This is a genomic window from Tepidimonas aquatica (assembly GCF_007556585.1).
In the GTDB taxonomy this organism is placed as follows: domain Bacteria; phylum Pseudomonadota; class Gammaproteobacteria; order Burkholderiales; family Burkholderiaceae_C; genus Tepidimonas; species Tepidimonas aquatica.
The window spans coordinates 19,619-39,478 of record NZ_VJNA01000014.1 but is presented as its reverse complement, the minus strand read 5'-3'; the positions used below and the strand labels follow the sequence as shown (position 1 = coordinate 39,478).

The window sequence follows — 19,860 nt, the reverse complement described above, 5'->3', positions numbered from 1 at the left end:
AGCGGCTCCATGGGTGAAGATCAACACAACAGCGCACCAAGCGGCAGGCATCGTTGGCAGCATTTTCTGCGCGAAACTGTACTGACCCTGACCCTGGCCGTTGGGGTTTTCCTGGGGGTGCAGGCATGGCTGACCCGTGACACGCCCCCGCGCTGGGTGGACAGCGGCACGGTCGACTGGCTGCTGCCCGACGGCACCCAGCACCGCGGCACCCTGGACCAGCTGCGCGAGCGCCTGGGCGTGCCGGCGGATGCGCCGGTGGCGCTGCACGTGTGGGCGACGTGGTGCAGCATCTGCCGACTGGAAGAGAGCAACGTCACGGCACTGGCGCGTGACCACCCGGTCATCACCGTGGCCACCCGCAGCGGCGACGCCCGCGCCGTGCGCGCCCATCTACGCCAGCGTGGCCTGCCCTGGGTCACTATCCTGGACCCCGACGGGCGCCTCGCTACGGCGCACGGCTGGCGCTCGGTGCCGGTCTTCGCGGTCCTGCAAGCCGACGGCCGCCTGCGCCACGTCACCGTCGGCTACACCACCGGCTGGGGGATGCGCTGGCGCATCGCGGTCAATTTATTGTCACCCGCGTAACCGCCCCCAACCCCAAACGGTCACTCGCCCGGCTCGAACTCAGCGTTCTTGAACTTCAGCACGTTGCAGTTCTCCTTCACCGCACGCTGCAGTCCATCGTCGAAACCGGTGGCTGACTCGGCCTGGATCTCGATGGCGATCTTGACCTTCACGCCAGGGCGCATGGTGAACTGCTGGACGACCTCGTCGACCAGATCGGCGAACTGTTTCTTAGCGAGAATCGGGTCGAGCTCGATGCTGCCGTAGAACTGCTTCTTGACCGCCTGCCCCACAGTGACGCCGCCTGAGGCATAGCCACCCTTAGCCGAATCCTCCACACAGGGCGTGCCGCCACCGGCGGGAACGGTCGTCGTGGCCGCATCGCCGCCGGCCTCAGAGGGCAGCGGCTCCACGTTCGACGTGTGCACCGCCATCATCGGATCGAACAGGTGGGCCAGGTTGATGCGGTAGGCCTCGGCGGCGAGCTTGAATTCCTCGCCAGGGGCATCGAAGGCCCAGGGGCGACCCACTTCGGCCAGCGACAGGTTCGCCTCGTCGGTGCGAAAGAGCATACGCTCGCGCAGCGTACCGTCAGCGGTTTTGTAGTAGACGGTCAGGGAGTCGCTACTCGCAGGCTCGGTGCCGACGATACGCACCACCTGCCCTGGTTCCACACCCGAGAGGTCTGCGCTTTTTTTTTGAATCTGCTCGAGTTTGAGCACAAGGCCCTCCCTTGTTTGCTCTTGTTGCGTGGCCGCGCAGTCGGAGGTAGGCGCCCCCCTACGTGCCCAACGCCGCCCTTAGGCGCTGCACGCCTTCGCGGATGCGGTCTTCGTCCACCGTGGCAAAACTCAGGCGCAACGTGGCGTGGTCGGGCTGGCGGGCGAAGAACGGCGCGCCCGGCACGAAGGCCACGCCGCGCTCGATGGCCCGCTGGGCCAACACGCCGCCGTCGTGGCACGCGCCACCGGCGCCGGTCAGCCGCGCCCAAACGAACAGCCCACCCTGCGGCGGCACGAAGTCGATGGTGTCCCCCAGCGTCTGGCGCAGCGCCTGCACCATGGCCTGGGCGCGGCGGGCGTAAATGCTGCGCACGCGCGCCAGCGTCGCCGGCATGCGCCCGGCGGCCAGGTACTGCGCGGCGATAGCCTGCGCCAACGTGCTGGTGTGCGCATCGCTGAACTGCTTGCACATCGTGGCCTTGGCCAGCAACGCCGGTGGCGCCACCATCCAGCCGATGCGCAAGCCCGGCGACAGCACCTTGCTCAAGCTGCCGCAGTGCACCAGGCAGGCGCGGCTGCCGGGCACCTGGGCGCTCAGTGCCAGCAGGCTGGGCGGCGGTGGCTGATCGAAGTACAGGTCACCGTAGGGGTCGTCTTCCACCACCAGCGTGTGGGTGCGCGCGGCCAGCTCCAGCACACGCCGGCGGCGCTGCAGCGACATCGTGGCCCCACTGGGGTTGCCAAAGGCCGGGATCAGGTACACGAGCTTGGGCCGGTGCTGCTCGATCTGGCGCTCCAAGGCGTCCACGTCCGCGCCCTGCCCGTCCACCGGCACCGTGATCAGCTCGGCCCCGTACAGCTTGAAGCACTGGATCGTGGCCAAAAACGTCGGCCCCTCGACGATGACCTTGTCGCCCGGCGAGATCAGCGTTTTGCCGATCAGGTCCAACGCCTGCTGGCTGCCGGTGGTCACGATCAGGTCGGCGGGGGACAGCTCGGTCACGCCCTTGACGGCCATGAACGCCGCCAGCTGCTCGCGCAGCGGGTCAAAGCCCTCGGTGGCGCCGTACTGCAGTGCCGCCCCTGGGTTGGTAGCCAGCGCGGCCAGCGACGCCTCGCGGATGCCGTCCACATCGAACAGCGCCGCGTCAGGGAACCCGCCGGCAAAACTGATGATGCCGGGTTTGCCCAGCAGTTTGAACAGCTCGCGAATGGCCGACGTCTCGACGTTGGCCAGGCGATCAGCAAAACGCACCGACGACGGTGCCGCAGCATCCGACATAGCGTATCCTTTGGCAATCGGCAGGGCCGTGCCGCCCCGCCTGCGCACCCAAGCCGACGGGCCACCCCACCATGGTGATGAAACCTCGTGACATCGAAGCGTTTTTTGCGGCCTTGCAGGCCGAGCGCCCCGCGCCACAAACCGAACTTGAGTATACGAGCGTGTTCGAGCTGTTGGTGGCGGTGCTGCTGAGCGCCCAAGCCACCGACCGCAGCGTCAACCAAGCGACACGGCGGCTGTTTGCCGTGGCCAACACGCCGCAGGCCATTCTTGCGTTGGGGCAGCAGGGCTTGGAGGCGCACATCCGCACCATCGGCCTGTACCGCAGCAAAGCCCGCCACCTGCTGCAGACCTGCCAGCGCTTGCTGCAACAGCACGGTGGCCAAGTGCCGCGCGACCGCGCGGCGCTGCAGGCGCTGCCCGGCGTAGGCCGCAAAACAGCCAACGTCGTGCTCAACGTCGCCTTTGGCGAGCCGACGATGGCCGTGGACACGCACATCTTTCGCGTGGCCAACCGCACCGGGCTGGCACCCGGCAAAACGCCGTTGCAGGTGGAGCAAGCCCTGCTGCGGCGCGTGCCCGAGCGCTACGCACGCGATGCGCACCATTGGCTGATCCTGCACGGGCGCTACACCTGCACGGCGCGCACGCCCCACTGCGGGCGCTGCGTCGTGCGCTCGTGGTGCGAACACGCCCAAGCAGCCACCCAGCCCAAGGCCAGCTCCGCCGCGCGCGGCGCCCCCTTGCGGCCATGACCCGCTCACCCACCCTGCCCTGGTTGGAGCCGGGGGCGCCGTTCCCACCGGTCGAGCGCGCCTGGGGGGCGCACGACCCGATTCCGGGCCTGCTGGCCGCGGGGGGCGCGCTGGATGTGCCGACCCTGGTGGCAGCCTACCGCCAAGGTATCTTCCCTTGGTACGGGCCGGAGCAGCCGATCCTGTGGTGGAGCCCCGACCCGCGCATGGTGTTGCTGCCGCAGGCGTTTCGCCTGCACGACTCGCTGCGCAAGGCCTTGCGCGCCGCCCTGCGGCGCGGTCAGCTGCAGGTGCGCATCGACAGCGCCTTCGACGCCGTCATCGCCGCCTGTGCCAGTACGCCCCGCCCGGGCCAAGACGGCACCTGGATCGTGCCGGACATGCAGGCTGCTTACCGCGCGCTGCACCGGGCTGGCCATGCGCACAGCGTCGAAGCCTGGTGGGACGGCGAGCTCGTCGGCGGTTTGTACCTGGTCAACCTGGGGCGGGCGGTGTTTGGCGAGTCGATGTTCACGCATCGCCGCGATGCCTCCAAGATGGCCCTGGCGGCGTTGGTGGCGGCCTGCCGTGCCTGGGGTGTGGCGTTGATCGACTGCCAGCAGCAAACGCGACACCTGGCCTCGCTGGGTGCCGCGCCTCTGCCACGCCGCCAATTTGTCCAGATGCTGCAACAGGCCATCGACGCGCCGGCACCGCGGTGGTGCTTCGACCCCCTATACTGGAACCAGCTGTGGCCGCAGGCCCCGTTGGACCTTGCCACCCCCACCGTGCCGTGACCCGCTTGCATGAACTCCCCCTGGCGGCCGTGCAGTTCTACGCCACGGCCCCCTACCCCTGCAGCTACCTGCCGGACCGGCAGGCGCGCTCGCAGGTGGCCACCCCCAGCCACCTGATCCAGGGTGAGACCTACGCCCGGCTGGTGGCGGCAGGGTTTCGGCGCAGTGGCCTGTTCACCTACCGCCCGTACTGTGACGGCTGCCATGCCTGCGTGCCGTTGCGTGTGCGCGCCACCGACTTTCGGCCCAACCGCACGCAGCGGCGGGTGTGGCGCCAGCACGCCGACCTCAACGTCCGGGTCATGCGGCTGGGTTATTCGCCCGAACATTACGCGCTGTACCTGCGCTACCAGCGGCTGCGCCACCCGGGCGGCGGCATGGACCACGACAACGTCGAACAGTACAGCCAGTTTCTGCTGCAAAGCCACGTCAACTCCCGGCTGGTGGAGTTCCGCACCCCCGCCGACCAGGGCGAGCGGCTGGTGATGGTGGCGCTGATCGACATCCTGGACGACGGCCTGTCGGCCGTCTACACCTTTTACGAGCCTAACTGGCCCGGCTCGCTGGGCACTTACGCGGTGCTGTGGCAAATCGATCAGGCGCGCGAGCTGCAACTGCCGTACGTGTACCTGGGCTACTGGATCGAAGCCAGCCCCAAAATGGCCTACAAAGCACGCTTTCGCCCGCACGAGCTGCTGCTCAACGGCCGCTGGCAAACGGTTGACTGACGACGTCGATGGGGCGACGACGCCGGTGTCGGGATCCGGCCGGCCCGGCTGCGCCGCGACGTGCAGCGCAACGTCATTTCACCTTGTAAAATGATGGCGTGAAGCGTCTTTCCGCGTCTCCCCCGAGCAAGTCCGAAGCCGCGCAGCCCAGCGTACAGGTGCTGCAGCGCGCATTTGTGTTGCTGGATGCCTTGGCCCGCCACGACGAGCCGGTGCCCCTCAAAACGCTGGCCGACGAGGCCGGCCTGCACCCCTCTACCGCCCATCGCATCCTCAGCGACCTGGCCATCGGCCGCTTCGTCGAGCGGCCCGAGCCGGGCGTGTACCGTTTGGGTCTGCGGCTGCTGGAGCTGGGCAACCTCGTCAAAGCCCGGCTCGATGTGCGCGAAGCGGCACTGGGGCCGATGCGCGAGCTGCACCGGCAGATCCGCCAACCGGTCAACCTCTCGGTGCGGCAGGGCGACGAAATCGTCTACATTGAGCGCGCCTACAGCGAGCGCTCCGGCATGCAGGTGGTGCGTGCCATCGGCGGGCGCGCACCGTTGCATCTGACGTCGGTCGGCAAGCTCTTTTTGGCGCAAGAGGATCCCGAGCGGCTGCGCGCCTACGCCACCCGCACCGGCCTGGCCGGCAACACCCCCAACAGCATCACCCAACTGGCCGCACTGGAAAAAGAGCTGGCGCAGTGCCGTCGCCTGGGCGTGGCGCGCGACAACGAAGAGCTGGAGCTCGGCGTGCGCTGCATGGCCGCCGGCATCTACGACGACCAGGGCCAGCTGGTGGCCGGCTTGTCGATCTCCGCACCAGCCGACCGCATCGACGAAGGGTGGATCGCCAAACTGCAGGCCACCGCCGCGCGCATCAGCGCCGCACTGGGCTACCGCGGCACGCCCCCCGCCACTGCTGGCCGCTGATGGAGGTACCGATGCGGCGGCGGCTCGCCGCTCGGTGCACAGCCCTCACGAACGAGGCGCACCACCACCGGCATGGTGGCGGGGCAATGACCTTTCGAGCCAGCGCAGCAACTGCTCGGCATCGGCCCAGCGCGCTGCGGAATTGCCGGCGTTCATCAACACCATGATGATGTCGCGTCCGGCCAGCCGCACCTGCATCGCCACGCAACGCCCGGCTTCGCGGATGTAGCCGGTCTTTTGCAGCAGGATATCCCAGTCGCTTTCGCGCACCAGCTTGTTGCTGTTGCGGTAGTGGAGCACACGGCGGCCAGCGGCCAGCTCGTACTCGGGCGACGTGGTCCATTGGCGCAGGGCCGGCCGTGCCGATGCCTGCGCCACCAACCGCGCCAGGTCCCGCAAGCTGGAACGGTTGTCACTGGACAACCCCGTCGGTTCGACAAAGCGCGTTTGGGTCAGGCCCAGCTCAGCTGCCTTGTTGTTCATCGCCGCCACAAACGCGCCCACCCCGCCGGGGTAGGTGCGCCCCAAGGCGTGCGCGGCCCGGTTTTCGCTGGCCATCAGGGCCAGGTGCAGCGCCTCGGCACGCGTCAGACGGGTGCCGACGGCCAGCCGCGAGCCGCTGCCCTTGAGGCGGTCCACGTCGTCCTCGGTGATCGTCAGCACCTCGTCCATCGGCAGACCAGCATCCACCACCACCAGCGCTGTCATCAGCTTGGTGATCGACGCGATCGGCAGCACCGCGTCATCGTTTTTGCTCAGCAGCACCGCTTGGGTGTCGACATCCATCACCAGCACGGCGTTGGAGTGCAGGCGCAGGCCATCCACGCCCGGCGCATCGTCGTGCGCCTGGGCCAGGGCCGCCCCACCCGCAGCCACGCCAGCCAGCGCCAGCGCTCGCGTGCCGCCACCTGCCCCACGCGCGCCAGCCTCAACGCGACCTGCGCGCGAACGGCTGGAGGACGGCAGCAGGGCGGCTTTGGGCGCGCGCGCCGTCGGCGCCAGCGCCTTTTTCTTGACCGTCGCTTGTTGTTTGACTGGTTTGACCACCGTGGCCTTTTTGCGGGTGGCCGCGCCCGCCTCGGGCGCCGCCGGCAGCACGGCCATGCCCACCAGCAGCGCGCCCAGCACAGCGCGCAAGCGCAACGACAGCATCCGTTTCATCGGCACGTCCTCGGGTGTCGTCAACAAGCGGCCAGTATACGCCTCAAAGCAACCAAAACGCTCAGCACGTCAATCGTTTGACGCCCTTTTTTGAAGCCGGAAAACAACAAAGGCCACACCGCGCGGCCTTTTCATACCCAGCCGGGTATCCGCTCACCCCTGGGCGGCGACGCGTTCCACCTGGCTATGCAGTTTGGTCAGCGCCGACAGGTAGGCCTTGGCCGAGGCCACCACGATGTCGGGGTCGGCTCCAACGCCGTTGACCACACGGCCACCGTGCTGCAGGCGGATGGTCACCTCCCCCTGCGATTCGGTGGAGCCGCTGGTGATGGCGTTGACCGAATACAACAACAGCTCGGCACCGCTTTGCACGTGCGACTCGATGGCCTTGATGCTAGCGTCCACCGGGCCGTTGCCATCGGCCTCGCCGACATACTCCTTGCCGTCGATCGTGAAAACCACGCGCGCGTGGGGACGCTCGCCGGTTTCGGATTGCTGCGCCAGCGACACCAGGGCGTAGCGCTCTTTTTCGGGCGTGACGCTCTCATCCCCCACCAGCGCGATGATGTCTTCGTCGAAAATCTCGGCCTTGCGGTCGGCCAGCTCCTTGAACTTGGCAAACGCCGCGTTGAGCTCCGACTCCGACTCCATCTCGATGCCGAGCTCCTGCAGACGCTGCTTAAAGGCGTTGCGGCCTGAGAGCTTGCCCAGCACGATTTTGTTGGTGCTCCAGCCGACATCCTCGGCGCGCATGATTTCGTAGGTGTCACGCGCTTTGAGCACGCCGTCTTGGTGAATGCCGCTGGCGTGAGCGAACGCGTTGGCACCGACGACGGCCTTGTTGGGCTGCACGACAAAGCCGGTGGTCTGGCTCACCAGCCGGCTGGCCGGCACGATTTGCGTGGTGTCGATGCCGACCTCCAGCCCAAAGTAGTCGCGCCGCGTCTTGACAGCCATCACCACCTCTTCCAGCGCGCAGTTGCCGGCACGCTCGCCCAGGCCGTTGATCGTGCACTCGACCTGCCGCGCCCCCCCGATCTTGACCCCGGCCAGCGAGTTGGCCACCGCCATGCCCAGGTCGTTGTGGCAGTGCACGCTCCACACCGCTTTGTCGGAATTGGGGATTTTTTCGCGCAGCGTGCGGATGAAGTTGCCGTACAGCTCGGGGATCGCGTAGCCGACGGTGTCGGGGATGTTGATGGTGGTGGCGCCCTCGTCGATCACCGCTTCCAGCACGCGACACAAAAAGTCGATGTCACTGCGGTAGCCATCTTCGGGGCTGAACTCGACGTCGGGGCACAGGTTGCGCGCAAAGCGCACCGCCAGCCGCGCCTGCTCGTACACCTGGTCCGGCGTCATGCGCAGCTTTTTCTCCATGTGCAGCGGGCTGGTGGCGATGAACGTGTGGATGCGCGCCCGCTTGGCGCCTTTGAGCGCTTCGGCCGCCCGGGCGATGTCGCGGTCGTTGGCACGCGCCAGCGAACACACGGTGGAGTCCTTGATGGTGTCGGCGATGGCCTTGACGGCTTCGAAATCCCCGTTGGAGCTGGCGGCAAAACCCGCCTCGATGACGTCGACCCGCAGCCGCTCCAACTGGCGCGCGATGCGCAGCTTTTCTTCTTTGGTCATCGAGGCGCCGGGCGATTGCTCGCCGTCACGCAACGTAGTGTCGAAAATGATCAGTTTGTCGCTCATGGCTCGGGCTCCGGATCGTTCAATACTCAATCCCGCTGGTCGCTGCCGAACCACCAAAACAAACGGCCCGCAGCGGTGAGCAGCGGGCCGTGGGTGGTCGGGGTGCGCGTGCGCGTCAGGCCACCTGCCCGCAGGCGGGCAGGGCTAGCAGCAGCAACGTCACGGCGTGGACCATGGCATGCAATGTACCACAGCAAGGTCCAGCGTGTCGCCATCGCGCAGGCTATCACGTTCATCGCGCGGCGCTATTCACTCGTGCAGGCCACGCTCATCGGGCTCGTCGGTCGAGGTGGACAGCACGCTGACGGGCTTGCCCTTGGACTTGCGCACCGCGTACACCACATACCCCGACAGCCCGTAAAGCACGAACAGCGCAAACAGCACCGTCGGCGGGTGGATGTTGATGACCGCGATGCCCAGCGCCACCAGCACCAGCGTGGCAAACGGCACGCTTTTTTTCAGGCTGAGGTCCTTGAAGCTGTAAAAGGGCACGTTGGTCACCATCGTCAGCCCGGCGTACAACGTCAGCACGAACAGCACCCATTGCAGCCCCTGCCCGTCGTGGCCGGCGTCGGTGGCCAGCCAGATAAAACCGGCCACCAGCGCCGCCGCCGCCGGCGACGGCAACCCTTGGAAGTAGCGCTTGTCCACCACGTGCGTGTTGACGTTGAAGCGCGCCAGCCGCAGCGCCGCGCAGGCGCAATAGACAAAGGCCGCGATCCAGCCCCAGCGGCCTAGGTCGCGCAGCGCCCATTCGTAGGCCACCAAAGCCGGCGCTGCGCCAAACGAGACCATGTCCGACAGCGAGTCCATTTGCTCGCCGAAGGCACTTTGCGTGTTGGTCAGGCGGGCAATGCGGCCGTCCAGGCTGTCCAGCACCATCGCCACGAAAATGCCCGTCGTGGCCAGGTCGTAGCGGCCGTTCATCGCCATGACGATGGCGTAAAAGCCGCCAAACAGCGCCGCCAGCGTCACCATGTTGGGCAGCACATAAATGCCCTTGGGGCGGCGGCGATCGATCACAGGGGTGTCGGTGGAAGGTTCGAGCATGGTGTCGTTGCCACGGGGCGGCGCCGTCGATGGCAGCGGCGCCGGCGCGGCCGACCGTGGCGTGCGGCCCGCCGCAGCCCGCAGTGTAGCGCCAAGCCCGCAGCGTCCCCCGATCCCCGGGTGACGGCTGCGGGCACGGGAGGCGCGGGCGTGTTAGTTGCGCGACTGGTCGACCAGTTTGTTCTTGGCGATCCAGGGCATCATCGCGCGCAGCTTGGCCCCCACCTGCTCAATGGGGTGCGCGGCCAGGTTGCGGCGCCGCGCCGTCATGCTGGGGTAGCCGGTGCGCCCCTCCAGGATGAACATCTTGGCATAGTCGCCGTTTTGGATGCGCTGCAGCGCCCGTTTCATCGCTTCGCGCGACGCTTCGTTGATGACCTCGGGGCCGGTCACGTACTCGCCAAACTCCGCGTTGTTGGAGATCGAGTAGTTCATGTTGGCGATGCCGCCCTCGTACATGAGGTCCACGATCAGCTTGAGCTCGTGCAGGCACTCGAAGTACGCCATCTCGGGCGAGTAACCGGCTTCGACCAGGGTCTCGAAGCCGGCTTTGACCAGCTCCACGGCACCGCCGCACAGCACGGCCTGTTCGCCAAAGAGGTCGGTCTCGGTTTCTTCCTTGAAGGTCGTCTCGATGATGCCGGCTTTGCCGCCACCGTTGGCCATCGCGTACGACAGCGCCAGGTCACGCGCCTTGCCGCTGCGGTCCTGGTGCACCGCCACCAGGTGCGGCACGCCGCCGCCTTGCAGGTAGGTGCTGCGCACGGTGTGGCCCGGCGCCTTGGGCGCCACCATCCACACGTCCAGATCGTCACGCGGCACAACCTGGTTGTAGTGCACGTTGAAGCCGTGCGCAAACGCCAGCGACGCGCCTTGACGGATGTTGGGCTCGACCTGGGTGCGGTAGACGTCGGCGATTTGCTCGTCGGGCAACAGGATCATCACGACGTCGGCGGCGCGCACGGCGTCGGCCACCTCCATCACGGTCAGGCCGGCTTTTTCGGCCTTGGCCCACGACGGCCCCCCTTTGCGCACCCCCACGATCACCTTGACGCCGCTGTCGTTCAGGTTTTGCGCGTGCGCATGGCCCTGGCTGCCGTAGCCCACGATGGCCACCGTCTTGCCCTTGATCAGGCTGAGGTCACAATCCTTGTCGTAATAGACTTTCATCGGTTCGGTCCTTGGGTTCGGGGTGGAAAAACGTTGGCCGCCGGCGTCAGACGCGCAAAATGCGCTCGCCACGGCCGATGCCGCAGGCGCCGGTGCGCACGGTCTCCAGGATCGCGCTGCGGTCGATGGCCTGCAAGAAGGCGTCGCACTTGCTCTGGTCGCCGGTGATTTCGATGGTGTAGCTCTTGTCGGTGACGTCGATGATGCGGCCGCGGAAGATGTCGGCCATGCGCTTCATCTCCTCGCGCTCCTTGCCTACCGCGCGCACCTTGACCAGCATCAGCTCGCGCTCGGTGTAGGCGCCCTCGGTCAGGTCGACGACCTTGACCACTTCGATGAGGCGGTTGAGGTGCTTGGTGATTTGCTCGATGACGTCGTCCGACCCGGTGGTCAGGATCGTCATGCGCGACAGCGACGGATCCTCGGTGGGGGCCACGGTCAACGACTCGATGTTGTAGCCGCGCGCCGAGAACAACCCGACCACGCGCGACAGCGCCCCGGCCTCGTTTTCCAGCAAAACGGCGATGATGTGTTTCATGGTGTGGGATTCCTCTTTTCGCCCGCCCTCCCCGTGGCCCGGTAAGGCCACGGCTTGGCGGGCAATAGATTCCTCGCGATGATCCGGCCGCCCCGGCCACGCCGTACAGCGCCGCGGGGGTGGCCGCGGGCATCACAGGTCTTCGCTGCCCAGCAGCATCTCGGTGATGCCCTTGCCGGCTTGCACCATCGGCCAGACGTTTTCGGTCGGGTCGGTGCGGAAGTCGATGAACACCGTGCGGTCTTTGAGCTTGCGCGCCTCGCGCAGCGCCGGCTCCACGTCCTGCGGCCGCTCCACCAGCAGGCCCACGTGCCCATAGGCTTCGGCCAACTTGACGAAGTTCGGCAGCGCGTCCATGTACGAGTGGCTGTAGCGACCCGAGTACTCGATCTCCTGCCACTGCCGCACCATGCCTAGGTAGCGGTTGTTGAGCGACAGAATCTTGATCGGGGTGTTGTACTGCAGGCAGGTGGACAGCTCCTGGATGCACATCTGCACCGAGCCTTCGCCGGTGACGCAAAACACCTCCGATTGCGGCCGCGCCATCTTGATGCCCATCGCGTACGGGATGCCAACACCCATCGTACCCAGGCCACCGGAGTTGATCCAGCGCCGCGGCTGGTCGAAGCGGTAAAACTGCGCCGCCCACATCTGGTGCTGGCCGACGTCGGAGGTGATGTAGACGTCGTCGTCCTTGGTCATCTTCCACAGCGTTTCGATGACGTACTGCGGCTTGATGACCTCGGTGTTGTCGCGGTCGTAGCGCAGGCAGTCGCGCGCGCGCCAGCCTTCGATCGTGGCCCACCACTCGGCCAGCGCGCGCTCGTCGGGGCGGCGCCCCGCCTCGCGCAGCATCGCGATCAACTCGGTCAAGACCTCTTTGACGTCGCCGACGATCGGCACATCCACCTTGACGCGCTTGGAAATGCTCGACGGGTCGATGTCGATGTGGATGATCTTGCGCTCGACCTGGGCGAAGTGCTTGGGGTTGCCGATGACACGGTCGTCAAAGCGCGCCCCCACCGCCAGCAGCACGTCGCAATGCTGCATGGCGTTGTTGGCCTCGTAAGTGCCATGCATGCCCAGCATGCCGAGGAAGCGCCGGTCGGAGGCCGGGAACGCCCCCAGACCCATCAGCGTGTTGGTCACCGGGTAGTTGAGCAGGTCGACCAGCTCGCGCAGCTCAGCCACGGCGTTACCAAGGATCACACCGCCGCCGGTGTAAATGTAGGGGCGCTTGGCGCCCAGCAGCAGTTGCAGCGCTTTGCGGATCTGTCCGCCGTGGCCCTTGCGCACGGGGTTGTACGAGCGCATCGTGACCGACTCCGGGTAGCCGGTGAAGAGCGTCTTTTTGAACGACACGTCCTTGGGGATGTCCACCACCACCGGGCCGGGGCGGCCAGTGCGCGCGATGTGAAACGCTTTCTTGACGGTCAGCGCCAGGTCACGCACGTCCTTGACCAAGAAGTTGTGCTTGACGATCGGGCGGGTGATGCCCACCGTGTCGCACTCCTGGAAGGCATCTTGCCCGATGGCGTGCGTCGGCACATTGCCGGTGATGATGACCATCGGGATCGAATCCATGTACGCGGTGGCGATGCCGGTGACCGCGTTGGTGACCCCAGGGCCGCTGGTGACCAGCGCCACGCCAACGTTGCCGGTGGCGCGCGCGTAGCCGTCGGCTGCGTGCACGGCGGCTTGCTCGTGGCGCACCAAGATGTGCTGGATGCCCTCCTGACGGTACAGCGCGTCGTAGATGTACAGCACCGCTCCGCCGGGGTAACCCCAGACGTATTCGACGCCTTCGGCTTGCAGGCAACGCACCAGGATATCGGCACCCATCAGCTCTTCGCCGTGGGTTTGGGCGGCCGCCGCAGCGCTGGCCAGTTCGGGTTGGGAGATTTTCATGATGTTGAACCTTGCAGTGTTTCTCTAACGAAAAACTTCCGGTGCCCCTCGGCAGTCGCGCCCTTGTGAGGCGGCTTTGGGACTTAGGACCCAGCGGCCATGGCAGCTTCACCGCCGACCGGGGCCCGTTTCGGGTGACATGGGTGATGACGCAGCGATTATGGCATCAAATCGGCGCCTGCGGCGCGCTGCGGCGCGCTGCGGCGTGCCCAATGCCACGGTGAACGCCAGGGCGCGTCGACGTGTAAAACATCCTCGGCCAACCATTGCGCCGAGCGGCGGCCACGCGCCGCCACGTACTCGGGCGGCAATTGTTGGTAGTCGTCGTTGAAGACCTCGAAACTGTAGTCGCCCCGGTAGCCCAGACGGTGCAAACGCAACACCAGCTGCGCCAGCTGTTCGCTGTGCACCCCCTCGCCGGGAAAGACGCGAAACGTGCGCGCGGTGCTGATAAGCTCTTCCTGCGTGCGCACCTCTTGCCACATGAAGTCCGACAGCTGCACGAGAAAAATACGCTCGGGGTCCAGCTCGTCCACCCACTCCAACGGGGACTGGGTCGCAAAGATATGGTACGAGTCTAGCCCCAACCCCAGGTTGGGACAGTCGGCACGGCTGACCACGTCCCAGGCGGTGGTGAACTCGTGCACGTGCCGCCCCCACGACAGCGCTTCGTAAGCGATGCGGATACCCCAAGGAATGGCCATGATGGCCAGTTTGCGCAGGTCGCGGGCCCAGTGCTCAATGTCGGCGCTGGCGTGGGCGGATGTCGTCGAGCACACCAGCAGCACGTCGGCGCCGGCCTCGGCGGCCATCTCTAACATGGTCTGCGCCACCCCCACCTTGTACTGGTGCAGGTGCCCGCTCAAGCCCTCGAAGTCACGCAGCACCTGCAGCCCTGTCGGGCGCAGGCCACTGGCACGCACCGCCCGCGCAGCGGCGCGCCAGCCATCGGGGTGGTTACTGAGGTCGCTGGCTTTCAGCATCACCTGCGAAAAACCCGCGGCGGCAATGGCCTCCAGTTTTGCCTGCAAGGGGCCCGCCAGCGTCGTGGTGTCCATGCCAAAGCGGGCGATGCCGGGGTCGTGCAACGGTAGCGTGACCATGCGCGTCACCCCTGGCGCTGGCTGTGCACCAGCTCAAACACCACCGACCCGAGGTAGGTGCGTGTGATGGCGCCGCGCGGCTCCGTGTGCGCGGCGGAGGTTTCGACAAACTCCACGCCGCGCCCGCGCAGCAGTTGCACGGCGTGCAGCACGTCCGGCACCCCCAGCCCGATACGCTGCAGGCGCTCGTCGCTGTCGAGCACGCTGGGGTCAGGCTCCACCAGCTGCAGCATAAAACTCTGTGCCGGCCCAAGGCCAGGAACCCGCATCAGCTTGCCTTTGGGCATGATGCCGTAACGCTGCTCGTCCGGAATCAGCGTGGCGCCGAGCAGCTCTTGGTAAAACTCGATCCAGTCGTGGGTACGTCCCAGCCCGATGTACTGCACGACGCCAAAAAAATGCATGCCCGCCAACGCCGGCGGGTGGCGCGGCGCGCCCGGCATCGGTACAAAGTCAATGTCGTAAATGGAAAATTCGCGCCAGCGGTCGACGAAATAGAGCCGGCTACCGCCGACGCCGTGGATGGCGGGAATGTTGAGCTCCATGACCTGCGCGTGCGGCGGCACCGGCCACGCACCGCGTTGCTGCAAACGTTCAAACGCGGCACGGGCATCGCGCACACGCAACCCCAGGGCAGCAATGACGGGCCGACCGCCGGCCCCGAGTTGCGCGGCGCGCGCCTCGTCAAGGTGCGCGTTGACCACCACGTTGAGTTCGCCTTGGCGGTACAGCGTCACCTCGCGCGAGCGGTGGCGCGCCACCGCCACAAAGCCCATCAGCTCCAGCACTTGGCCCAGCGCCTGCGGCTGGTGGGTGGCGTACTCGATGAACTCCAACCCTTCCAGGCCCAGCGGGTTGGCTTCGTCGGCCCAATCGGCCAGCCCAGGTTCGCGGGGCGGCAGGTGCAGCAAATCGCTCATGATGCGTCCTGTGCCTCGGCGGGCAGTGCCGCCGCGTCTTGCCCGGCCACGCGGCGCAGGGTGTCGGGGGTGGTGGTCGGCAAACCAAAAAATTCGAGGTACGCGGGGATTTGCTCGTACAGCATGTCCGCGCCCACCTGGATGCGGCAGCCACGCGCCAGCGCCGCGCGCAACAACGGCGTGATGTCGGCGCGCAGCACCACCTCCCCCACCAGGGTGCCGGGCTGCAGGCGCGACACATCCAGCGGCAGCGCATCGCCCTCGTGCATGCCCAGCGGCGTGGCGTTGACAACGATGTCCAGGCCAGCCGGATCAGGATCGGCACAGACCACCTGCGTGTTGGGGTAGTGCAGCGCCAGCCGCTCGGCCAGGGCTTGGGCGGCCCCCGCGCGCACGTCGTGCACGCGAACCTGCGCCACGCCAGCAGCGGCCAGCGCGGCGGCGATGGCGCTGCCGACCCCACCACAGCCGACCACCAGTGCACGCGCTCCCTGCACCGCCACCCCTTTGCGCAGCAGCCCGCGCACGAAGCCCACACCGTCGAACAGGTCGCCCACCAGGCGGCCATCGGCATCGCGGCGCACCGCGTTGCAGGCCCCGGCCACCTGCACCGCGGGGCTGGCCACGTCCAGCAGCTCCACCGTGCGCACCTTGTGCGGCATCGTCACGAGCGCCCCGCGCACGTTGTCCAACGCGAAGATGCTGCGCAACAGCACCGGGTACGGCTCGGCACGGCACGCCAGCGGCACCACCACCACGTTGGCACCGATCGACTCGAAGTACGGGTTGTAGATCAGCGGCGACTTGAAGGTGTGGGTGGGGTAGCCGATGTGGACGATCAGCTCGGTCAGGCCGTCGATGCGCATGGTGACGAACTCCTGGCTCACTTGCGCAGCTTGTCCAGCTCGGCCTGCAAGGCGGCCACCGTGGCCTCGCCCACCGCGGCGGTGTGCTTGGCGATGACGGGCTTCATGCGCTCGCGCATTTTGGCCACCTCGGCGGCGGGCAGCTCGCTGACCTGCATGCCGGCTTTTTTGAGGTTATCCAGCGTGCTGTCGACCGACGCGCGGGCCTGCTGGCGTTGAAACTTGGCCGATTCCAGCGCCGCTTCTTGCAAAATGCGGCGGTCGTCGGCGCTGAGGCTGTCCCAGAACTTTTTGCTCACCACCACCGACTGCGGGTTGTACTGGTGGTAGGTCAGCGTCAGGTACTTTTGCACTTCGTAAAACTTGGCGCCCCAGATCGTGGCCACAGGGTTTTCCTGCCCATCGACCGCGCGCTGCTCCAGCGCGGCGTACAGCTCAGGAAATGGCAGCGGCGTCGGGTTGGCCCCCAGCGCCGACACCCAGTCAACATTGATGGGGTTGGGAATGACACGCAGCTTCAGGCCGGCAATGTCCTCCACCTTGGTGATCGGACGGCGGTTGTTGGTAAGGTGCCGAAAGCCCAACTCGTAGTAGGCCAGGCCCACCAGGCCTTTGTCTTCCAGCTTGGCGTGCAACTGCTTGCCAAACGGACCGTCCAGCACCGCATCCGCTTCGCGCGGGTTGCCAAACATAAACGGGAAGTCGTACACCGCGAACTCTTTGACGATGCTGGCGAAAATGCCCGAGTTCATCGATGCCATTTCCAGCATTCCCCCCTGCAGCGCGGACACATTGGCCTGGTCGCCGCCCAGCGCGCCACCGGGGAATACCTGCACCTTGAGGCGGCCGCCCGACTTTTGCGCCACCAACTCAGCAAACTTGTCCATCCCCTGCACGATGGGGTGACCCTTGCCGTTTTGGTTGGCGAACTTAATGACGCGCGGCTGGGCCTGCGCCCCGCCCAACAACCCCATGGCAGCCACCGCCACCGCTCCTTGACAAAACGTGCGCTTGTTCAACATCACCGTCTCCTCGGATAACCACGGTCGAATCGGCGGGCCATCACCCAACCGGTGCGCGCCGGCCCGCCGGAGCTGCGTGCACCAGGCCACGGCGTTAGCCGTAAAACCAACGGTACGGCACCATCACCAACGCTGGGAACAGCACCAACAGCAGCAACACCAGCAGCTGCGCCAGCAAAAACGGCCACACGCCGCGGACCACGTGTTGGATCTTCATGCGCCCAACACCGGCCACGACGTTGAGCACCGTACCCACCGGCGGGGTGACCAATCCAATGGAGCCCATCATCACGAACAGCACCCCAAAGTACACAGGGTCGATGCCCGCGGCTTGGACCACCGGCACCAGCACCGGCGCCAGGATCAAAATGGTGGGCGTCAAGTCCATGGCCATGCCCACCAGAAACAGCATGCCCAAAATGGCCAGCAACAGCAGCGTGGGCCGATCCATGAGCGGCTGCAGCCACTCGATCAACTGGCCGGGCAAGTTGGCCACGGTGATCAGCCAGGCCCCGACCGCCGCGGCCGCCACCAAAAACATGATGACCGCCGTGGTGCGCGCCGCCGCCGCGAACGTCTCCAGCAACTTGTGCCACGTCAGCTCGCGGTACACCAGCGTGGCCACCAACAAGGCGTACACCGCGGCCACCACGGCGGCCTCGGTGGGGGTGAACACGCCGGCTTTGAGCCCCACCAGAACGATGAACGGCAGCACCAACGCCCAGACCGCCTGACGCGCGGCGCGCACGACCTCGGCCATGCTGGCGCGCGCAGGCGGCGTCACGGCCTCACGCCGGGCCACCCACCACCAGACCAACGCGATGGCCACCCCCATCAATACCCCGGGCACGATGCCGGCCATAAACAAGCGCCCAATCGATACGTTGGCCGCGACGCCAAAAATCACAAACGGGATCGACGGCGGAATGACGGGGGCGATGATGCCTGCGCTGGCTATCAGGCCAGCGCTGCGTTCGCGTGCATGCCCGGCCTTGACCATCATCGGCAGCAAAAGCGCGGCCAACGCCGCCGTGTCAGCCACTGCCGACCCCGACAACGAGGCCAGCAACACAGCCGCGACGATCGTCACAAACCCCAGACCGCCACGTACATGCCCCACCAAGGCCATGGCAAAGTCAATGATGCGCCGGCTCAGCCCGCCGGCGTTCATGATTTCGCCGGCCAGCATAAAAAATGGCACTGCCAGCAGCGGAAAACTGTTGGCGCCTTCCAGCACGTTTTGCGCCAGGATTTGCGCATCCAACAGGTCCAGGTGCGCCATCAAGGCCACGCCGGCCAGCAGCAAGGCGTAGGCCACCGGAATACCCAGCGCGATGGCACCCAGCAAGGCGCCGACGAAGATCACGATGGTCATTGGGCATCCCCCTGGCCGTGGCCCGGTGCCGTCGTTTGAGGGTGCCAGTCCGCCAGACTCAGCCGACCAGCCAGCAACCGCCACGTGTCCATCAGCAGCCACAACCCCGAAAGCACGGCAAACACAAGTCCCGCGGCGTACAGCCAGGCCTGGGACCACCCTGTCACTGGCGCGGTGGTGTCCCAGTTGATGCGGGTCTGCGCCCAGCTACCCTGCAACAACAACCACGTCACCCACAGCATCAGCGCATGGCCAACCAACAGCACCGCGCGCTGCACCGGTTGCGGCAAGCGCACCACCAGCACATCCACCCCCATGTGGGCGCGATCCCGCACCGCCACCGCTGCGCCCACAAACACCAGCCACACGAACAACCAGCGCGACAGCTCCTCCGACAGCGTCAGGCCGCTGTTGAAGGCGTAGCGCAACACCACGTTGGCAAACACCATCACCACCATCGCCGCCAAAGCCAGCACCATCAGGCCGTCCAGCACGCGGCACAGGCGATCCATCCATCGGTCAAGCATGCCTCAGGTCTCCTTGAGTGCGTATTTTGTACTAACCAGTTAGTTTTGTTACTAGGGAAAACCCTCACCCAGCGCCCGGCACCGCGGTTCAGGCCCGGGCGGGCTGGTCGGCGCGCACGTAGCGCACCACCATCTCCACCACTTCGTCGCGGCGGCGGCGCACCACCTCGGGGTCGGTGCTGTCGCGCTTGAAAATCAGGTCGAAGGTATGCCGGTTGGACACACTGAAAAACGCCAACGCCGAGATCGACGCATGCAGGTCGAGCGGATCGATGCCGGGACGAAACACCCCTTGCGCCACCCCACGTTCGTACAGCGCGCGCACGGCCGTGATGGCCGGCACGTTCAGCTCTTGGATCACGCGGCTACGCGCCAGGTACTGGCCACGGTGGATGTTTTCCGACATCACCAGGCGGATGAACGGTTCGTTGGAGCGATGGTGGTCGAAGGTGTACGCCACCAGCCGACGCAGCGCCTCTTCGGGCGGCAGGTCTTCCAGGTGCAGCGCCGCTTCCTGGACACGCATGCGCCGGTAAGCCTCCTCCAGCACCGCCAGGTACAACCCTTCTTTGCTGCCAAAGTAGTAATAAATCATGCGCTTGGAGGTGTGGGTAGCATCGGCGATGGCGTCGATGCGCGCCCCCGCCAGGCCTTTCTCGCCGAACTCGCGTGTGGCCACCTCCAAAATGTTGGCCATCGTGCGCTCGGGGTCGTTGGTGCGGCCGGTTTTGCCGCTGCCGCGGGCCGTGGTGGTTGAAATGCGGGAGGTTGCCATGGTGCG

At 66.4% G+C, this 19,860-nt stretch carries 20 protein-coding genes; 5 read left to right on the top strand and 15 right to left on the bottom strand.

What is annotated here, in order from left to right; translation table 11 throughout:
• The first annotated feature begins 9 nt into the window (after positions 1–9).
• Complete coding sequence (locus tag Taqua_RS06800; RefSeq protein ID WP_185969578.1) at positions 10–588, top strand: redoxin family protein; 579 nt, start codon at positions 10–12, stop codon at positions 586–588.
• A 20-nt stretch (positions 589–608) separates the two neighbouring features.
• On the opposite strand, the gene Taqua_RS13485 is transcribed toward Taqua_RS06800, so the two are convergent.
• Both Taqua_RS13485 and Taqua_RS06790 read right to left on the bottom strand, forming a co-directional pair.
• On the bottom strand, positions 609–1,289 hold the full coding sequence (locus Taqua_RS13485) for a hypothetical protein (protein ID WP_144325886.1): 681 nt from the start codon (positions 1,287–1,289) through the stop codon (positions 609–611).
• Positions 1,290–1,347: 58 nt separating this feature from the next.
• On the bottom strand, positions 1,348–2,544 hold the full coding sequence (locus Taqua_RS06790) for an aminotransferase-like domain-containing protein (RefSeq protein WP_144325962.1): 1,197 nt from the start codon (positions 2,542–2,544) through the stop codon (positions 1,348–1,350).
• Positions 2,545–2,648: 104 nt separating this feature from the next.
• Here Taqua_RS06790 and nth point away from each other — a divergent pair, with 104 nt between their 5' ends.
• The 4 genes from nth to Taqua_RS06770 all read left to right on the top strand — a co-directional run bounded on the left by nth (position 2,649) and on the right by Taqua_RS06770 (position 5,744).
• A complete protein-coding gene (gene nth / locus Taqua_RS06785) occupies positions 2,649–3,326 on the top strand; it encodes an endonuclease III (protein WP_144325960.1) in 678 nt (225 codons plus the stop codon).
• Positions 3,323–4,102, top strand: a complete 780-nt coding sequence (gene aat, locus Taqua_RS06780; protein ID WP_144325883.1) for a leucyl/phenylalanyl-tRNA--protein transferase — start codon at positions 3,323–3,325, stop codon at positions 4,100–4,102. Before nth ends, aat begins: the two co-directional genes overlap by 4 nt.
• Complete coding sequence (locus tag Taqua_RS06775; protein WP_144325881.1) at positions 4,099–4,830, top strand: arginyltransferase; 732 nt, start codon at positions 4,099–4,101, stop codon at positions 4,828–4,830. The genes aat and Taqua_RS06775 overlap by 4 nt, the downstream gene beginning before the upstream one ends.
• Before the next feature lie 98 nt (positions 4,831–4,928).
• Complete coding sequence (locus Taqua_RS06770; RefSeq protein WP_144325879.1) at positions 4,929–5,744, top strand: IclR family transcriptional regulator; 816 nt, start codon at positions 4,929–4,931, stop codon at positions 5,742–5,744.
• Positions 5,745–5,789: 45 nt separating this feature from the next.
• Here Taqua_RS06770 and Taqua_RS06765 read toward each other — a convergent pair whose 3' ends face one another.
• The 13 genes from Taqua_RS06765 to Taqua_RS06705 all read right to left on the bottom strand — a co-directional run bounded on the left by Taqua_RS06765 (position 5,790) and on the right by Taqua_RS06705 (position 19,854).
• Complete coding sequence (locus Taqua_RS06765) at positions 5,790–6,905, bottom strand: D-alanyl-D-alanine carboxypeptidase family protein (protein ID WP_425472587.1); 1,116 nt, start codon at positions 6,903–6,905, stop codon at positions 5,790–5,792.
• 153 nt (positions 6,906–7,058) lie between these two features.
• Positions 7,059–8,600, bottom strand: coding sequence for a 2-isopropylmalate synthase (locus Taqua_RS06760; protein WP_144325877.1), 1,542 nt, complete (start codon positions 8,598–8,600; stop codon positions 7,059–7,061).
• Positions 8,601–8,849: 249 nt separating this feature from the next.
• Entirely contained in the window at positions 8,850–9,650 is an 801-nt protein-coding gene (pssA, locus tag Taqua_RS06755; RefSeq protein ID WP_144325875.1) for a CDP-diacylglycerol--serine O-phosphatidyltransferase, read from the bottom strand.
• A 153-nt stretch (positions 9,651–9,803) separates the two neighbouring features.
• A complete protein-coding gene (gene ilvC, locus Taqua_RS06750) occupies positions 9,804–10,820 on the bottom strand; it encodes a ketol-acid reductoisomerase (RefSeq protein ID WP_132962704.1) in 1,017 nt (338 codons plus the stop codon).
• A 46-nt stretch (positions 10,821–10,866) separates the two neighbouring features.
• Positions 10,867–11,358, bottom strand: a complete 492-nt coding sequence (gene ilvN / locus Taqua_RS06745; RefSeq protein WP_132962705.1) for an acetolactate synthase small subunit — start codon at positions 11,356–11,358, stop codon at positions 10,867–10,869.
• A 132-nt stretch (positions 11,359–11,490) separates the two neighbouring features.
• Complete coding sequence (locus Taqua_RS06740; RefSeq protein WP_144325873.1) at positions 11,491–13,266, bottom strand: acetolactate synthase 3 catalytic subunit; 1,776 nt, start codon at positions 13,264–13,266, stop codon at positions 11,491–11,493.
• Positions 13,267–13,424: 158 nt separating this feature from the next.
• Complete coding sequence (locus tag Taqua_RS06735; protein ID WP_144325872.1) at positions 13,425–14,369, bottom strand: sugar phosphate isomerase/epimerase family protein; 945 nt, start codon at positions 14,367–14,369, stop codon at positions 13,425–13,427.
• Between the two features lie 5 nt (positions 14,370–14,374).
• Positions 14,375–15,289, bottom strand: coding sequence for a VOC family protein (locus tag Taqua_RS06730; RefSeq protein ID WP_144325870.1), 915 nt, complete (start codon positions 15,287–15,289; stop codon positions 14,375–14,377).
• The gene (locus Taqua_RS06725; protein WP_144325956.1) at positions 15,286–16,155 is read right to left on the bottom strand and encodes a shikimate dehydrogenase family protein; all 870 of its coding nucleotides are present in this window, start codon (positions 16,153–16,155) and stop codon (positions 15,286–15,288) included. The genes Taqua_RS06730 and Taqua_RS06725 overlap by 4 nt, the downstream gene beginning before the upstream one ends.
• A gap of 17 nt (positions 16,156–16,172) precedes the next feature.
• Positions 16,173–17,177, bottom strand: coding sequence for a TRAP transporter substrate-binding protein (locus Taqua_RS06720; protein WP_144325868.1), 1,005 nt, complete (start codon positions 17,175–17,177; stop codon positions 16,173–16,175).
• Between the two features lie 94 nt (positions 17,178–17,271).
• Complete coding sequence (locus Taqua_RS06715) at positions 17,272–18,552, bottom strand: TRAP transporter large permease subunit (protein WP_144325866.1); 1,281 nt, start codon at positions 18,550–18,552, stop codon at positions 17,272–17,274.
• Positions 18,549–19,079, bottom strand: a complete 531-nt coding sequence (locus Taqua_RS06710) for a TRAP transporter small permease (protein ID WP_185969577.1) — start codon at positions 19,077–19,079, stop codon at positions 18,549–18,551. The genes Taqua_RS06715 and Taqua_RS06710 overlap by 4 nt, the downstream gene beginning before the upstream one ends.
• Before the next feature lie 88 nt (positions 19,080–19,167).
• Complete coding sequence (locus Taqua_RS06705; RefSeq protein ID WP_185969576.1) at positions 19,168–19,854, bottom strand: TetR/AcrR family transcriptional regulator; 687 nt, start codon at positions 19,852–19,854, stop codon at positions 19,168–19,170.
• Positions 19,855–19,860 lie beyond the last annotated feature (6 nt).